The organism is Formosa sediminum (assembly GCF_007197735.1).
Taxonomy (GTDB): Bacteria; Bacteroidota; Bacteroidia; order Flavobacteriales; family Flavobacteriaceae; genus Formosa; species Formosa sediminum.
This window is the reverse complement of the sequence record NZ_CP041637.1, coordinates 21,180-37,013: the sequence shown is the minus strand read 5'-3', so window position 1 is coordinate 37,013 and position 15,834 is coordinate 21,180. Positions and strand designations below refer to the sequence as shown.

The window sequence follows — 15,834 nt, the reverse complement described above, 5'->3', positions numbered from 1 at the left end:
ATTGTGGCTATAGTTAAAGATCAATTACAGCGGAATATTGAACTTAATACAGTTCCTAAACGTATAGTATCTTTAGTGCCTAGTCAAACAGAGTTGTTGTGTGATTTAGGTTTAGAAGACGCTATTGTTGGCATTACTAAATTTTGTGTGCATCCTAATCATTTATTAGCGACTAAAATTAAAGTTGGTGGCACCAAGCAAGTACATTATGAAAAGATAAAAGCCTTACAGCCGGATATTATATTGTGTAATAAAGAGGAAAATGCTCAAGATATGATACAAACGCTAGAGGGTATAGCTCCTGTACATATTTCTGATATCTATACTATAGAGGATAGTTTAGAGCTTATACGCATGTATGGCGTAATATTTAATATATCAGGGACAGCACAAAACTTAATTGAAGCCATAAAAAAAAGTAAGACTGAATTTGAAGATTTTATAAGGATAAAACCATTAAAAACTGTAGCTTACTTTATTTGGAAATCACCATGGATGGTGGCTGCAAACAATACATTTATAAATTATATGCTTGCATTAAATAGACTCGATAATGTATTTGCAAATCAATCGCGGTATCCAGAAATTGATGTAAATACTATTAAAATATCTCCCGATTTAGTTTTTTTATCTAGCGAACCTTATCCTTTTAATCAAAATCATATAAATACAGTACAAACATATTTACCGAATTCTAAAATTGTATTAGTAGACGGTGAAATGTTTTCTTGGTACGGATCAAGATTAATTAAAGCATTCGTCTATTTTAAAGACTTGAGCGGAGTTTAGAGTTGTCAGCTTCAACACGAATCATTTGCTTTTTTAATTTAAAAGCTTCAAAATATAAATAATCGCTTAAACTAGAATCTGTTTGCATCACATTGTACGCTTCTTCTATAAAAGATTTATATAAATTCTGTAATTCATCTAGTTTTAAGAATTTTTTAATATTTGGTTTGACTTGTCCTACTTTACTAAATTGATTTTTCATGATATTTGATATTTTAATAGTATAAAGGAAAAATCATGCCAAATATAATTTCAGAATAGTTAATAAAATGGTAATATTTTATTGAAGAGGTATATGTTGTTCTCCGCGTTGTAAATATTTTAAGCGATTAAGTTTATTAAGGATTTTAATGGCTTGAAAATCAGATATATCGCTTATTTCAGAATCGGTTTGTCTAAAATTATAGGCTTGCTCAATAAGTTGCTTATAGCGTTTAAAAAGGCGCTGCTGATTTTTTTTAATGGTTTCATATCTATTCATCTTGCTGAGTATTAGTGTTTTAAATATACATTAAATTAAATTAAAGTTTTAACCCATAATCATAAAATTTTCAAAAAAAAAAATCAACGCTCACAGCGTTGATTTTTATTCGTATTCTAATTATGATTAAAATTTTAGATTTTTGAATCTAATTATTAAGATTAATTTTAATTCGAAAATACCTGTATAGTTAATCTTGTAATTTAAAAACAGATTGTAATAAGTCTGTAGATCGTGCTGCAGTAGAATTACGTATTTCTTTTTCTTCAACAGCAATCATAGTGTATACACCTTCTAAAGCTTCAGTGGTAACATAATCTGTTAAATCTGGATTTACTTGAGAAACAAAAGGCATACTATTGTATTTAGAAATTAATGTATTCCAAATTTTATCGGCACCTACTTTACTAAACGATTCATTAATTACAGGATTAAATTTATCGTAAAGTGCTGTTTGTGTTTTAGATGTTAAATATGTTGTAGCAGCATTATCTTCACCTAATAAAATAGTTTTAGCATCATCAAAAGTGATGTCTTTTACAGCATCAACAAAAATAGGAGTAGCTTCTTTTACGGCATCTTCTGCAGCACGATTTAATGCTTTTATACCTTCGTCTGCTAAATCTCCTAAACCTATACTACGTAAAGCGGTATCTACCTTTTGTAATTCACTAGGCATTACAATCTTTACTAGTTCGTTTTTATAAAACCCATCTGTTTGTGTTAGTTTTTCTACTTGTTCTTCAATACCTAAATTTAAAGCTTCTTTTAATCCTGAAGCTATATCTGTATCAGATAATAAAGTAGAAAGAGCAGATGTAGAGGTCGAGGAACTATTTGAACTATTATCAGAACTACTCTTAGTAATTGAGTTTTTTACAGAATTTGCTAATTCGCTTAGGGTTTGAGCAGATGTTCCTAGAGATAATAAAAGACAGGCTGCAATAATAATGTGTTTCATTGTATTTTAATATTTAGGTCGCAAATGTATACGTATAATTTCAAAAACACACGCAAATTTGGATCAATTCGTAAAGTTTTAAAGTGCACTCTAACGCTGTTTAATAGAAAATAAGCGTCTTATTATTAAATACCATCACTTTTCTATTAATATGATGTTTAATAGCTGTTGCCAATACAATTTTTTCTAAATCCCGTCCTTTTGCAATTAAATCATCTATAGCTTGTGTATGAGATACACGCGCAACATCTTGTTCTATAATTGGTCCTGCATCTAAATCTTCGGTGACGTAATGGCTCGTTGCTCCAATAATTTTCACACCACGTTTATAAGCAGAATGGTAAGGTTTGGCACCTACAAAAGCAGGTAAAAATGAGTGGTGAATATTAATGATCTTGTTGGGATATTCATTTATTAATTTTGGTGAAATTATTTGCATGTAACGTGCAAGAACTATAAAATCAATTTTATGTTTTTTTAATAATTCTAATTGCTTGGCTTCTGCTTCTGGTTTAGTGTCTTTAGTTACAGGGACATGGTAAAAAGGGACTCCAAAACTTTCTGCTATGGGTTTTAAATCTAAATGATTACTTAATATAAATGGAATTTCTACATGTAATTCGCCAGATTTGTAGCGTCCTAAAATGTCGTATAAACAATGATCGTATTTAGATACAAAAATGGCCATTTTAGGTTGGATTTCAGAGGTGTAAATACGCCACTTCATAGCAAATTGCTTAACTAAAGTGGTTTTAAAGGTGTTTTTTAAATAGTCTAAATCAAGAGTGTCTGTTACAAACTCACTCTCTAAGCGCATAAAAAAAATATTTTGTTCACGATCTACGTGTTGATCTATATATACTATATTTCCGCCATGTTCGGCGATAAAATTAGATACAGCTGCTATAATACCAGACTGGTCTTGGCAGTGCATTAAAAGTGTGATTTTATTCATGTAATTTAAAGTCTAAAAGTGTGTAAAAATACTGAGAATAATGAATCTATACACCAATTGAAAATATTTTAGATAAATAAAGTAAAATACAAGTTTTTTTTGAATATTCCGTAAATTGCCACTCAATTAAATAGTTTTTGTTGATAATGAAGCAAATAGATCCTTACAAACCAAATTATAAAGTTAGAATAGTTACTGCTGCATCACTTTTTGATGGGCATGATGCATCTATTAATATTATGAGACGTATCATACAAGCCACAGGTGTAGAGGTTGTACATCTTGGGCACGATCGTAGTGTCGAGGAAGTTGTGAATACAGCGATTCAAGAAGATGCCAATGCCATTTGTTTAACCTCTTACCAAGGTGGGCATAACGAATATTTTAAATATATGTTCGATCTATTGCATGAAAAAGGTGCAGGGCATATTAAAATCTTCGGTGGTGGAGGTGGCGTTATTTTACCTTCGGAAATTAAAGAACTTATGGATTATGGTATTACCAGAATTTATTCTCCTGACGACGGACGTGATCTTGGTTTACAAGGCATGATTAACGATTTAGTGAAGCAATCTGATTTTGAGAGTCCAGCCTTAAGTCTTCCCAAGGGGAAAGAAATCTCAGAATCGTTAAAAGATAAAGATGTAACAACCATTGCGAGGTTAATTTCTTTTGCAGAGAATCAGCATGACGTTTTTGAGAAATTATTCAAACAACAGGGTGAGAATTCTTCACTCTCAAGTGGAAAAAGAGAAGTTCCAGTTTTAGGAATTACAGGAACAGGAGGTGCAGGTAAGTCGTCTTTAGTCGATGAGTTGGTCCGTCGTTTCCTTATAGATTTTCCAGAGAAAACCATCGGGTTAATTTCTGTAGATCCTTCAAAACGTAAAACAGGAGGTGCCCTCTTAGGTGACAGAATCCGAATGAATGCCATAAACAATTCTCGTGTATATATGCGTAGTTTGGCTACACGCCAGTCTAACTTAGCGTTGTCTAAACATGTAAATGAAGCGGTTGAAGTATTAAAAGCCGCAGAGTATGATTTGATTATTTTAGAAACTTCCGGAATTGGGCAGTCGGATACCGAAATTATAGAACACAGCGACTTGTCGTTATACGTCATGACTCCTGAATTTGGAGCAGCAACACAGCTGGAAAAAATCGATATGTTAGATTTTGCCGATTTAGTGGCAATTAATAAATTCGATAAGCGCGGGGCGTTAGATGCTATTCGCGATGTGAAAAAACAATATATGCGTAACCATAACATGTGGCACGCAGATCCAGATACTATGCCCGTTTTTGGAACTATTGCTTCGCAGTTTAACGATCCAGGAATGAACACACTTTATAAAGCTGTGATGGATGGTTTGGTTGAAAAAATGGAAGCAGATTTAAAATCAACCTTTACGATTTCAAAAGAAATGAGTGAAAAGATTTTTGTCATTCCACCTTCAAGAACACGTTACCTATCTGAAATTGCCGAAAATAATCGGGCTTACGATAAAACTGCCGAAGATCAAGTTGTCGTAGCTCAGAAACTATACGGAATTTTTAAAACCATAGAGTCTATTGCAAATAAAGCTGTTGCGATTTCTAAAATAGGATTAGATTTAGAAGATATTTTAAAAGATGCTCAGACTGATGATGTTTCATTCATTAAATTACTTGTTGCGCAATTCGATAAAGTAAAACTTAACCTTGATCCGTATAACTGGGAAGTCATTTTAAATTGGAAGGAAAAAGTCAATACATACAAAAATCCGATTTACGCTTTTAAAGTCAGAGATAAGGAAATAAAAATAGAAACACATACTGAATCACTTTCGCATTTACAAATCCCAAAAGTCGCTTTGCCAAAGTATCAAGCTTGGGGAGATATTTTACGTTGGTGTTTGCAAGAAAATGTACCAGGTGAATTTCCATATACATCAGGGCTGTATCCGTTTAAACGTACCGGGGAAGATCCAGCACGTATGTTTGCAGGAGAAGGAGGACCAGAACGCACCAACCGTCGTTTTCATTATGTAAGTGCAGGGTTACCAGCAAAACGATTGTCTACAGCGTTCGATAGTGTAACGTTATATGGTAACGATCCTGATTTACGTCCAGATATTTATGGGAAAATAGGTAATGCCGGAGTAAGTATTTGTTGTTTAGACGATGCTAAAAAACTGTATTCTGGTTTTAATTTAGCCGATGTCATGACATCTGTAAGTATGACTATTAACGGTCCAGCACCGATGTTACTAGGCTTTTTTATGAATGCCGCCATCGACCAGCAATGTGAGTTATATATAAAGGACAATGGATTAGAATCAGACATTGAAGCAAAAATTCAATCTATTTATAAAGAAAAAGGAGTAGAACGTCCGAGATATAATGGGAAACTTCCTGAAGGAAACGACGGATTAGGGTTAATGCTTTTGGGGGTAACAGGAGACGAAGTATTACCTGCCGATGTCTATTTAGACATTAAAACCAAAACCATTGCGCAAGTTCGTGGTACGGTGCAAGCCGATATTTTAAAAGAAGACCAAGCGCAAAACACCTGTATCTTTTCTACAGAATTTGCATTGCGTTTAATGGGAGATGTACAAGAATATTTTATTGATAATAATGTGCGTAATTTTTATTCGGTGTCTATTTCTGGATATCATATAGCCGAAGCAGGAGCTAATCCCATCACGCAACTAGCTTTAACATTGTCTAACGGATTTACCTATGTAGAATATTATTTAAGCCGTGGGATGGATATTAATAAATTCGGACCAAACCTATCATTCTTTTTCTCTAATGGTATCGACCCAGAATATTCGGTTATCGGACGTGTAGCACGTAAAATTTGGGCCAAAGCCATGAAATTAAAATATGGTGCTAATTCAAGAGCACAAATGCTTAAATATCATATTCAGACGTCTGGACGGAGTTTACATGCTCAGGAAATCGATTTTAACGACATTCGTACCAGCCTTCAAGCGCTGTATGCCATTTACGATAATTGTAATTCCTTACACACTAATGCTTACGATGAAGCGATTACCACACCAACCGAAGAATCGGTGCGTCGTGCAATGGCCATTCAGTTAATTATTAATAAAGAATTAGGATTAGCTAAAAATGAAAATCCAATTCAAGGGGCTTTCATTATTGAAGAGTTAACCGATTTGGTTGAAGAAGCTGTACTTTTAGAATTCGACAGAATTACAGAACGTGGTGGCGTTTTAGGCGCTATGGAAACCATGTATCAGCGTAGTAAAATACAAGAAGAAAGTTTGTATTACGAAACCTTGAAGCACAATGGCGATTTTCCAATTATTGGAGTAAATACCTTCTTAAGTTCTAAAGGGTCGCCAACGGTAATTCCTAAAGAAGTGATTCGTGCGACGGAAGAAGAGAAACAATTTCAGATTAAAACTTTAGAAAATCTACATAAAAGATACGACACTAAAGATTTACTAAAAGACCTTCAGCATAAAGCCGTTCAAAACGAAAATATTTTTGAAGCCTTAATGGATGTGTGTAAAGTATGTTCTTTAGGAGAAATTACAGAAGCATTATTTGAAGTGGGCGGACAATACCGAAGAAATATGTAGTAGTAAAGTATAAATAATCCTGTAAAAAACCTCAAGTCTATCCGATTTGAGGTTTTTTTATGTTTTAAAAGGTTTGAAAACGCGATTAATTTTCAATTAATGTTAAAGTGTGCTTTTTTTAATTAGGTAATACTGTGTTAATACAGGTAACATTTAGATAGCTTTATATTAACCAAACTACCTCACTTAGGTAACAGGATTCTATGGTGCTAATAATAGATTTGTTCACAACTAAAAAATCAACTTAAACTTTAAATTATGAACAAAATTATTAGAATTTTTCTTTTATCATTTGTACTAACAACAACCAGCACATTAATAGTAAGTTGTGATGTTGAAGACGGAAAAGATGGAGTTAATGGCGTAGATGGAACAGATGGTGTAGACGGTGAAGATGGAGAAGATTTAACGCTGGAAGACTTAATCCCTTTAACCGAATCAAAAACTCCAAACTTATTAAAGTTAGAGAGTGCATTTTCATCAATTAATATTACAACTGTCTTATCTTCTGAAGATAGATTAGAAAGCACACCAGATTTTGTGTATGGTTCTCTTGCAGATGGAGCTGGATTATTAGCAGAAAATGATGGTAGCTTTACTTTAATAAACAATATTGAAGGCGATTATTCTATTGCACGCATAAAATTAAACTCAGATTTACAACCTATACATGGTGATCATATTGTGAATGCGTTCGCAACGGCATTTACTGCACAATGTTCAGGAACTTTAATTACTCAGGAAGAACATGGTTTCGGACCGTTATATCTTTCCGGTGGAGAATGGGGAGGTTCGTCTAAAGGTGTATTTGCTACAAATCCTTACAAATCTGCCGATGATGCAGATACAGCAATTATGTTACCTAAGTTAGGACAATGGTCTACAGAAAATGCTGTGCCAATAGGTAAAGATGCGTATCCAAATAAAACAGTTGTTTTTATAGGGGATGATCATTCAGATAATTCTGTGCCTTCGGGGCAATTAGGAATGTATGTTGGAAGCCGTGGGAATTTTGATGATGGAAAATTATACGGATTAAAAGTAACAAGTGCAGGTATCGATTTTGAAGCTCAAATGGCTGAAGGAACAGAATACGAAGCTGAATTTGTTGAATTAGAAGAAACTCAAATCGATTTATTAGATGCTGAAGCTAAAGCTAAAGGTGTTATGGGATTCTCTAGATTAGAAGATATCGACTGGAGAAGAGGTTCTGCTGCTAACCAAAGAGAAATTTACTTTTGTGTAACAGGACGTTACAGTGCAGATTTAGTAGGTAAAGGAAGTTTACTAGGTCGTGTGTATAAAGTAGTCTTAAATGAAGAAGACCCAACAGGTCCTGCTAAAATTACTTGTGTTTTAGATGGAGATATTGTAGGAGGTAAAGCAGATGGTTTCCATTCGCCAGATAACATTTTAGTTACAGAAAACTATGCATACATTCAAGAAGACCCGAACGGTTATGCCTCTTTAAATTCAGCAATTTCTGGTTTTGCAAAATTATATCAATATAACCTATCTACAGGAGAAATTAAAACTGTTTTAGAATGCGACCAAGACTATGCAGAATCTATAGGTTACGGTACAGCATCTTCAATGTGGGAAATTACAGGAATGATTGATGTTACAGATGTTGTAAATAATGGTGAAAACACATTCATGGTAATGACTCAAAACCATGGTTGGAAAGCTCCAGAAGGAACATTTTTTACAGACCCAAAAGCAAATTCGGTTTTAGAAGGTGCAACGGCAACTAACGAAGGTTCTGTTTTATTTAAAATAACAGGACTAGAAAGATAAGAAAAAAAATAAATTCATGAATAACATATTATTTATGAAAGCTAAGACATATACTATAGGTATATGTCTTTTGCTTTTCATGCAAATGGGGTGTAAAAAACAGCCTGAAACTGTAAATCAGCAGTTAACGACTAACGAGCATATTTTAAATTTTTTCACATCAGAAATTGAGCAAAGTGTTCTTGCTTTAGATTCTATTACAACTTTAAATTCTACATCAGATAAAATTGAAGCTTACAAAAGTGCAAGACATCACTTTAAAGCTTTAGAACCTATTTTGGCATTTGTAGACCAAAACAATTATAAGTCATTAAATGCACCAAATATCTTGCAAGTTCTAGAGGAAGATGCTACAGATATTAAAATTAGAACACCTTTCGGATTTCAAGTTATCGAAGAGTTGCTTCATGAAGAACCTTTAGATACTTTGACATTAAACCAGGTGGTTAATATGACTAGTAGTCGACTAAAATTAATCCAAGGAAATACGGCAATCACACTAAAGGATTATCACATTATTTGGTTATTGAGAAACCAAGTGGTTCGGATTGCAACCACAGGAATAACAGGTTTCGATTCGCCTGTATTGGGGCAATCCTTAACAGAAAGTCAGTATACCTATAAAACCTTACTTAATTTAGTAGCCCTATTTAAGGATGAATTTTCTTCAGGAACCATTTATAACGACTTAAAGGCGTCGTTTGAAGAGGCAATAGTGGCTCTAAATCACGATTTTGAAAGTTTTGACCGCTTCAATTTTATTAAAAATTATACAGATAATCAATTAAAATTATTAGTGCAAACTCAAGATGATTGGAACGTTATATTTCCTTTTGAAATGGCTTTAACCAATAGAGCCGAGTCTCTGTTCGGTGTAAATACATTAAACGTTTCATATTTTACAGATTATAAAAGTGATACCTTAAAGCTTAAAGAAAAGGCAGAATTTGGGAAGCAGTTATTTAACGATAAACTATTGTCTAAAAATAAGACGATGGCGTGTGCTAGTTGTCATGTTTCAGATTTAGCATTTACTGATGGAAAAAAAACTTTTGATAATAGACAAATACGAAACTCCCCAACCTTAACATATGCGGCGTATCAGCAATCTTTTTTTATGGATGGGCGAGCAGGTAGTTTAGAAGGGCAAGTTGTAGGCGTTGCCGAAAATCATGATGAATTTAATTTACCTATGGATTCTTTAGTGAATCGGGTTATGCATAATGCAGAGTATAAAACTTTAATAACCACTTTGTATAATAACGACAGAGTCGAGTATAATATAAGACACGCCATAGCATCTTACGTCCGTACATTAAATAATTTCGATTCTAAATTCGATAAAAACATTAATGGGTTAGAAAATTCTTTGACTCAAGAAGAAAAAGATGGCTTTAATCTCTTTATGGGTAAAGCTGTATGTGCAACTTGTCATTTTCCGCCTTTATTTAATGGGACTGTACCTCCTAACTACACAGATACTGAATTAGAGTTATTAGGGGTTCCTGAAAATAATGATACCATTAATGCTGTTGTAAGTAAAGACTTAGGGCGTTATAATTTCTATAAAACTAAAGAACGGAAACACTTTTTTAAAACACCCACAGTTCGTAACATAGAAAAAACGGCGCCTTATATGCATAATGGCGTGTATAATACATTAGAAGAAGTGGTCGATTTTTATAACCGTGGAGGCGGAAAAGGTATTGGGATCCAGGAAGAATATCAAACCTTACCTTTTGATGCTTTAGATTTATCTGAAGCAGAGCAGGCGAGTTTAGTTGCTTTTATGAAAACACTAACCGATGTTGAATTTAATACTAGTAATGAATAATATTCAATTTGTAATTTATCTTAAGCGTATTTAAATTATAATTCTGTAGTGATAGAGATATTCTAATGATCAATTTATGTTTAATTTGGTCTCATAGTTAATGAGCTTTTCGGCTGGTTTAGAAGTTGCAAATTTGTACTACAACCAGCCATTGCTATATAATAAAACGGAACTCTTGGTGTAACAAAATTTCAAGTCAGTTATGTCATCAAGTATATAGTTCAGAAATGCGTTTGTTCTATTATCAATTGTGTCGTTAGTAGTTAAATTATTCTATAATAAAATATTACAATTTTTGTCCATTTTTAGTGTTAGTTTTTATTATATTAGGTATGGGGTATTTATAAGACGGTCTTTTTTATCTCATTACGTTTTTGTTTCACCTCCTTTTGTATTTATGGCTTTATGTTTAAGCAATTATAAAGATTGAGACTTTGCTGTTATGTTGTAATGAGTGATTGGTTTGTTAATTGAAATTAGTAAGTTTAGCAATTAATGACTTTATAAGAGTATAATTTGGTTAGCCATGTTATAGTCAAGGGGGTAAATTTTGTGTTTTAGGATAGCTTTCTATTGAAAATTGCATTTAGTTTTAATCTCTCCTGTAACTGTAATATGAATCAAATCGATCTTGATAAGCATAATTGTCGTATAATATTCTCTTCATTCGCAAAACCAATACTTCTATTGAGTGCAAAAAAGTAATAAGCTGGATGAGTTTTTTATGAGAAAGGTGAATTGATTATTTAGTAATTATAGTTTAACTCGTATATTAGAATTGTATTGAATGGATTAATTTTTAGTACGGGTTCGTTTTTTTAACTTCTCGATTTTGTCTTTATAATATAGTATCAATTCGTCTACAAAGTGTAGTGGATTTTTATAAGTTAGTAGTATTTTATAAAGTTCAGACGTTTTTAAAACTACAAGTTCTTTTTCTAATTGTTTCAATGTTAATTTTAAAGCTTCAACGGTGTCAACTTTTGGTCGAATTTCTGAGTTTAAATTAAGGTTTAAAGATTCAGAAAAAATCTGTGCATGGAAAACCTTTAAAGTTTCTAAATCTTCATGCTTATAGATTTGTATTAACTTAGTTGTAATTGCTGTGGCAGACTCTTGTTCCTGAGGTGTTAAACTAAACTTATCTGGATGCACATGTAACATGGCCTCACGATATAATTTCTTTTTTAATAAGAGCGTGTCTGGATCTATAGAGACGTCTTCAATTTTTGCTGTAGTTTTTTGTAATCCTTTTGGCGCTTTATAGTTTTTACCACGTTGTTTTTGGGCTAACCGTTTGTCTTTTTTTGCTCGTTTTTGCTGTTTATATAAAGTTGTTAATTCTTGTGTTTCTATAATATAATCTGTAAGATGTAATTTTAATACATCTTCAAACGCCTGAATTTGATTTGTAATAGTGTCTCGTTCTTGTGTAACAGCTTCAATAGAAATTTGAAGTTGTAATTGCAAATTGTCTGGTGGAATTATATTAGGCAGTCTTTCATCATTCATACAGCAAAAGTAATCGGAACCTTTAAAATATAAAAAAGAAGTTGTATTTGTCTGGCTTTGGAAAATGCATTTCAAATTAGGTAGGAGAAAGTTTAAGTCCGTTCTTTGTTATCTGAAAATTATAAATAATATGTCCTTTAAAAAAATACTACCAATTCTTAAAGCTACACTAGAGCATTTAGAGTTTGAACATCCTACACCACTACAAAAAAAAGTGTTGTCTACAGTTAAAAGTGGAGCAAATGTATTTGGAATTGGTCCAGAGGGCAGTGGTAAATCTACAGCTTTAGTATTGAGTGTGATTCAAAAATTAAAAGGCGAAGCTTTTGGAGATGCACCTCGTGCAATTGTATTGGTAAAAGATAAGGCTGAAGCTTTAGCATTAAAGGCTAAGTTTGATGTGTTTACTAAACCTACAGATTTAAGAGTATATTGTATTTACGATGAACATAAAATTGATGCCCAACGCGACGAAATTTATGTGGGTACAGACATTTTAATAGCCACAGTTAAGCGTTTAAATAAATTGTACTTTTTAAATAGCATACATTTAACCGATGTGCAATTAATTTGTATTGAAGATGCTCAATTTTTAATTCGTCAGAAAACTTATAACGATATTATGCGTTTAGCAGAAAGTATTAATAAAAGCCAGTATGCTATTTTTGCAGATAGTTTTGATTCGCGATTAGAACGCTTTGAAGAAGCTTTTATGTTTGATGCTTATAAGTTTGAAGTTTAAAATAGGCCTAAACTTATAATTATTTAAAAGGATTTTGTGCTTTTCGGTTTTAAATTAATTGAATGAAGCTAATAATTCTCGATTTTTTTTAGAATCTTGGCTAATAATTTAATCTGTCATGAAAAAAAATAAATTAGGAAATCGTTCATTAGCTATTGCTGTATTCTGTATGGCTGTTTGTTTGGTTTTAAAATACTTTAATATATATCAAGGCGATTGGTTAGAAGTGGTATTAGCTGGATTTGAAGCTGCAGTAGTTGGAGGTGTCGCAGATTGGTTTGCTGTTCGGGCTTTATTTCAAGAAATACCTATTCCTATAGTAAAGAAGCACACTAATATTATTGTTAAAAGTCGAGAAAAATTATCTGCAGGTATAGTAGATTTAGTAAATAATGAATGGTTGTCTAAAGCAATGATACGCGATAAAATTACAGCCGTATCTTTAAGTAAGCCTATCGTAGAATATTTATTAAAAGGCGATAATCAGGAATCTATACGTAAAACATTAAAACCAGAATTAGAAAATTTAGTTTTAAAATTAGATCATGAAGATGTTGTTCATACTTTAGAAGGGATTATAAAGCCAGCCGTAAAAGGAAATAACTTAGCAGAACCTTTAGGCAATTTACTAAAGCAAACCATAAGCCAGAAAGATCATTACGGCATGCTTCATGTATTTTTAGATGTTTTAAAAGATAAAATTTCAGCAGATTCTACTTTAGAATTTTTGGTAAACGAAGTACAAATACTAGTAAATAAGCAAAAAGCAGGTTCGCAAATAAAAGGGTTACTGGTAGGTGCAGGCCAAATATTAGGGGCTATTAAGCCTAAACGAATTGCAGAAGGCATTCAAGAACAACTCATTCAACTCATAATAGATATTAAGTCAGATCCCGAGCACCATAAAATTATAGTAGCTTTAGATGCTCAACTTTATAATTATGGAGAACGTTTAGTTCATGGCGAAGAAAAAGCGCAAGCCGATGTAAATGAATTTGGAGAACATTTTCTAGTCCGATTGATAGATTCTGGTATTGTAAAGCAAAGCCTAACGCGATTAAAGGTTATGATAAAAGCCGCTTTATTTGAATCTGAAAATGAGTACACCTTATTATTAAAAGACAAGGTAAATAACATGTTACACGGATTTTATAATGATGCATCTAAAATAGAACAAACAGATGCTTGGTTAAGGTCTACCATACTACAACTTATAGATACGCATCATCATAAAATAGGAGAATTGGTTGGAGAAAGTCTTCAAAAACTTTCTAATGTGGAATTGGTAAAGCAAATAGAGGCTAAGGTAGGGGAAGATTTACAGTATATTCGTTTAAATGGTGCCATTGTTGGTGGAATTGTAGGAATGATTATCATGATATTAAAAATTTTCATTTTAGATATACATTAATAACTATTTTAAAAACTTAAAATTGATGCCTATTCCTTTTCAATTTAAAATTTCTAATTCGTGGTCATTAGAGCACGCATCAAAAATAACATCTAAAGGTGGGTCTATAAAAACACATCAAGTTTTTTTAGAAAAAGGTAAGACACTAGAGGTTTCAGCAGCAAAACCTTTTAAAGGTGATCCATCTAAATATAACCCAGAAGAATTATTGATGGCAGCATTATCATCATGTCATTTTATGTCTTATTTATATGTATGTGAGCAAGCAGGAATTACTATATTAGAATATTCGGATACAGTAGAAGGTATATTAAACTTACAAGCAAACGGAAGCGGAGCCTTTGCCAAAATTAGTCTTAATCCACAAGTAAAAATAGAGAATCAGGATCAAATTCAATTGGCCGAATCACTTCATGAAAAAGCAGGAAATTTATGTTTTATAGCTAATTCTTGTGCATTTAAGATTGAGTATAATTTTTTTGTGGAGGCTTAAATTAAAGTATTTCAGTACTATAGGTTTTATCTCTAAATTTTTATAAAAATGTATTAAAAGATATTGTTTAATTTGGCGTTAGATTTCTTATAAAAATGAATAAACTTACCAATGCCGTTTTGTATTTAATGAGCCTTTCTGCCGGTTTGGTTGTGGCAAATTTATATTACAATCAACCTTTGCTAGGTCAAATAGCAGTAGATTTTGGAGTGTCTGAATCTGAAGTTAGTCATGTAGCATTAAGCACACAATTGGGTTATGCTTTTGGATTGCTTTTTATTATCCCTTTAGGAGATAAAGTCGCTAATCATAAAATTTTGCAAATCGATTTTTTCCTAATGATTTTAGCATTATTAGCAGCAGCAACTTCAAGTTCTTTGTTGTTATTAATAGCGAGTAGTTTTTTTATAGGCTTTACGTCTGCTTTACCACAACTTTTTGTACCAATGGCAGCACAATTAAGTGAAGAAAAAGACCGTGGAAGATCTATTGGTATAGTTATGAGTGGCTTGCTTATAGGTATTTTAGGAAGCCGTGTTATTAGTGGATTTATAGGCGAACAATATGGTTGGAGAACCATGTATTATACGGCAACCATAATAATGGCTATTCTGTTTGTGGTTTTAAGATTTAAATTACCAAAACTAAACCCAGAATTCTCTGGTACGTATGTCAGTTTATTAAAATCTGTCTTTCATTATTTTAAAACAGAACCCACTTTACGTTTAGCAGCATTACGTGGTGCGTTATCTTTTGGTTGCTTAAGTGCTTTTTGGACTACTTTAGTGTTTTTAATGGAAGATAACTTTGGCTATGGAAGTACAGTAACAGGCTTATTCGGGTTACTAGGTATGGGAGGCGCTTTAGGTGCAGCAGTTGTAGGAAAATTAAATGATAAGATGTCGAAAAATAAAATTATTATTTATGCAACATTATTATTAATCGTGTCTTGGCTAGTCTTTCTTGTTTCTGCATATTCGTTAATCGGAATTGTGGTTGGTGTAGTTTTAGTAGACTTAGGGATGCAAGCACTTCATATAACAAATCAGAGTATTATTTTTTCTAAAAACCCAGAAGCACGTAACAGAGTGAATACAGTATATATGGTGTCTTTTTTTATAGGTGGTGCTTTAGGGACATCATTAGGTGCATTAGCTTGGGAGTATTATAAATGGACAGGAGTTTCTGTGTTAGGGTTAATACTTTCCGCTCTTATTTTAATAGTACATATTATATACACTAAAAGAACGTAGTTAGATTTAT

13 protein-coding genes are annotated in these 15,834 nt (G+C 32.6%); 8 read left to right on the top strand and 5 right to left on the bottom strand.

Annotated features, from left to right (window positions below; all coding sequences use genetic code 11):
- Positions 1–3 precede the first annotated feature (3 nt).
- Positions 4–789, top strand: a complete 786-nt coding sequence (locus FNB79_RS00165) for an ABC transporter substrate-binding protein (protein ID WP_143379377.1) — start codon at positions 4–6, stop codon at positions 787–789.
- Here FNB79_RS00165 and FNB79_RS00160 read toward each other — a convergent pair.
- The 4 genes from FNB79_RS00160 to purU all read right to left on the bottom strand — a co-directional run bounded on the left by FNB79_RS00160 (position 767) and on the right by purU (position 3,186).
- Positions 767–991: a Lacal_2735 family protein gene (locus FNB79_RS00160; RefSeq protein ID WP_143379376.1), complete on the bottom strand. Its 225-nt coding sequence runs from the start codon at positions 989–991 to the stop codon at positions 767–769. The genes FNB79_RS00165 and FNB79_RS00160 overlap by 23 nt on opposite strands.
- Positions 992–1,069: 78 nt before the next feature.
- Complete coding sequence (locus FNB79_RS00155) at positions 1,070–1,270, bottom strand: Lacal_2735 family protein (RefSeq protein WP_143379375.1); 201 nt, start codon at positions 1,268–1,270, stop codon at positions 1,070–1,072.
- Positions 1,271–1,460: 190 nt separating this feature from the next.
- Entirely contained in the window at positions 1,461–2,231 is a 771-nt protein-coding gene (locus tag FNB79_RS00150) for a DUF4197 domain-containing protein (RefSeq protein WP_143379374.1), read from the bottom strand.
- A gap of 100 nt (positions 2,232–2,331) precedes the next feature.
- Entirely contained in the window at positions 2,332–3,186 is an 855-nt protein-coding gene (purU, locus tag FNB79_RS00145) for a formyltetrahydrofolate deformylase (protein WP_143379373.1), read from the bottom strand.
- A gap of 146 nt (positions 3,187–3,332) precedes the next feature.
- Between purU and FNB79_RS00140 the strand changes: the two genes are divergently transcribed.
- The 3 genes from FNB79_RS00140 (at position 3,333) to FNB79_RS00130 (ending at position 10,413) form a co-directional block, all read left to right on the top strand.
- On the top strand, positions 3,333–6,782 hold the full coding sequence (locus FNB79_RS00140; protein ID WP_143379372.1) for a methylmalonyl-CoA mutase family protein: 3,450 nt from the start codon (positions 3,333–3,335) through the stop codon (positions 6,780–6,782).
- Between the two features lie 258 nt (positions 6,783–7,040).
- Complete coding sequence (locus tag FNB79_RS00135) at positions 7,041–8,579, top strand: PhoX family protein (RefSeq protein WP_143379371.1); 1,539 nt, start codon at positions 7,041–7,043, stop codon at positions 8,577–8,579.
- A gap of 16 nt (positions 8,580–8,595) precedes the next feature.
- Positions 8,596–10,413, top strand: a complete 1,818-nt coding sequence (locus FNB79_RS00130; protein ID WP_246073303.1) for a cytochrome-c peroxidase — start codon at positions 8,596–8,598, stop codon at positions 10,411–10,413.
- Between the two features lie 792 nt (positions 10,414–11,205).
- Here the strand turns inward: FNB79_RS00130 and FNB79_RS00125 are convergent.
- Positions 11,206–11,925, bottom strand: a complete 720-nt coding sequence (locus tag FNB79_RS00125; RefSeq protein WP_143379370.1) for a hypothetical protein — start codon at positions 11,923–11,925, stop codon at positions 11,206–11,208.
- 130 nt (positions 11,926–12,055) lie between these two features.
- Here FNB79_RS00125 and FNB79_RS00120 point away from each other — a divergent pair, with 130 nt between their 5' ends.
- The 4 genes from FNB79_RS00120 to FNB79_RS00105 all read left to right on the top strand — a co-directional run bounded on the left by FNB79_RS00120 (position 12,056) and on the right by FNB79_RS00105 (position 15,824).
- Positions 12,056–12,667 (top strand): DEAD/DEAH box helicase, encoded by a 612-nt coding sequence (locus tag FNB79_RS00120; RefSeq protein WP_143379369.1) that lies wholly within the window; start codon positions 12,056–12,058, stop codon positions 12,665–12,667.
- 118 nt (positions 12,668–12,785) lie between these two features.
- A complete protein-coding gene (locus FNB79_RS00115) occupies positions 12,786–14,078 on the top strand; it encodes a DUF445 domain-containing protein (RefSeq protein ID WP_143379368.1) in 1,293 nt (430 codons plus the stop codon).
- 25 nt (positions 14,079–14,103) lie between these two features.
- Positions 14,104–14,571: an OsmC family protein gene (locus FNB79_RS00110; RefSeq protein WP_143379367.1), complete on the top strand. Its 468-nt coding sequence runs from the start codon at positions 14,104–14,106 to the stop codon at positions 14,569–14,571.
- A gap of 95 nt (positions 14,572–14,666) precedes the next feature.
- Positions 14,667–15,824, top strand: coding sequence for an MFS transporter (locus tag FNB79_RS00105; protein ID WP_143379366.1), 1,158 nt, complete (start codon positions 14,667–14,669; stop codon positions 15,822–15,824).
- Positions 15,825–15,834 lie beyond the last annotated feature (10 nt).